Here is a 1,470-nt window from a genome sequence, read left to right as displayed (position 1 = left end):
AGATCCGTCAAAAGAATACGAGAGTTTTCCTTTGACGGAAATACAACACGCTTATCTGGTGAGCCGCGGAGACTCATCCAGCCAAGCCACCGTTGGCACAACCTACTGCCAGATATTCGCAGTAGACGAAATCGATCTTGATCGGCTTGATGCTGCATGGGGCAAAGTGCAGAAGAGACACGGAATGATGAGAGCATCGGTCGAAGAAGACGGAACTCAATCCATTGCACCGTCTTCCAAAATCGGACACATAGAGCGAGCTGAATGCGCAAATAGCTCTGAAGCAAAGCAGCAACTCGAAGAGATTAAACGTACTGTATTCGCATTGGCAAAACCCCCTCTTCATCGCGTGGTCTCAATTTCTTGGCATGAAGAATCAGGAAAGCAAACTCGACTTGTATTCTGCTTCGACTATACGGTGCTTGACGCACTTAGCGTTATGACCGTTCTCGCCGAACTGGCCGAACTCTACGAGAACCCCGGGGCCGACCTCCCCGGCATCGGCCTGACGTTCAGGGATTTCGTCGTCGGGCACCGGAGAGACGGTCGCGAGGTTGAAGAGGCGGAGGGCTACTGGCGCTCGCGCTTGCCCGAGCTGCCGCCCGCGCCGCAGCTCCCCCTCGCCGCCGACCCCTCGACGGTCGGGGAAGGGAGGTTCGAGCGCCTGTGGCGGACGGTTGCCGAGCCCGAATGGTCGGCGGTCAAGGAAAAGGCCCGGCTGCACGGCATCACACCCTCGGCAGTCCTGCTTGCTTGCTACGCGAGGGTGCTGTCAGCCTGGAGCGGAGGGGGCGGCGTGACGCTGAACCTGACCATCTTCGACCGCCCCGAGGTCCATCCCGACATAGACAAGGTGGTGGGCGACTTCACCACCCTTCTCCCGGTGGCATGCCGCCCCTCGGCCGACGCGTCCGTCGAGGCCCAGATGAGGGGCGTCCAGAACGAGCTTGCCGGAGGATTGGAGCATAGGGCGGTCTCGGCCGTGTGGGTCCAGCGCGAGCTGGCGCGCTCCGCAGGGACCTCCGGAGTGGTTCTGCCCGTGGTGTTCACAAGCGCCCTCGGCCTGAGTAGGTTCGATCTCGACGGCGGCTTCATGGATTATCTGGGCGGCCTGTCCCAGACTCCACAGGTGTGGCTCGACCACCAAGCCATGGAGAGAGGCGGCGGCGTCATGCTCTCGTGGGACTACGTGTCCGAGCTGTTCCCCGACGGAATGATCGCCGATATGTTCGATGCGTACTGCTCGGCCGTCTCCTCTTTGGCGGCCTCAGACTGGTCGGAGCCGTTCCCCGACCTGCTGCCCCCTTCGCAGCGCGCGGCGCGCGCCGAGGCGAACTCGGAGGGGGCCGACCTCGGCGGCGGGACGCTCCACGGACGGTTCTTCGCCCGCGCCCAGGCCGAGCCGGATGCCCCGGCGCTGCGGTGGGGAGCCGACGGCGAGGCGACCTACGGGGAGCTTGCCGGCCGCGC

1 protein-coding gene is annotated in these 1,470 nt (G+C 63.1%); it reads left to right on the top strand.

The features are described from left to right. Positions 1–58: 58 nt before the first annotated feature. Positions 59–1,470 (top strand): condensation domain-containing protein (locus tag HMPREF1023_RS15340; RefSeq protein ID WP_232228743.1); only part of this gene is annotated, 1,412 nt, incomplete at its 3' end.

This window comes from Eggerthella sp. 1_3_56FAA (genome assembly GCF_000185625.1).
Lineage (GTDB): Bacteria > Actinomycetota > Coriobacteriia > Coriobacteriales > Eggerthellaceae > Eggerthella > Eggerthella lenta.
The sequence above is the reverse complement of the archived record's forward strand: the minus strand, read 5'-3'. Positions and strand labels throughout refer to the sequence as shown.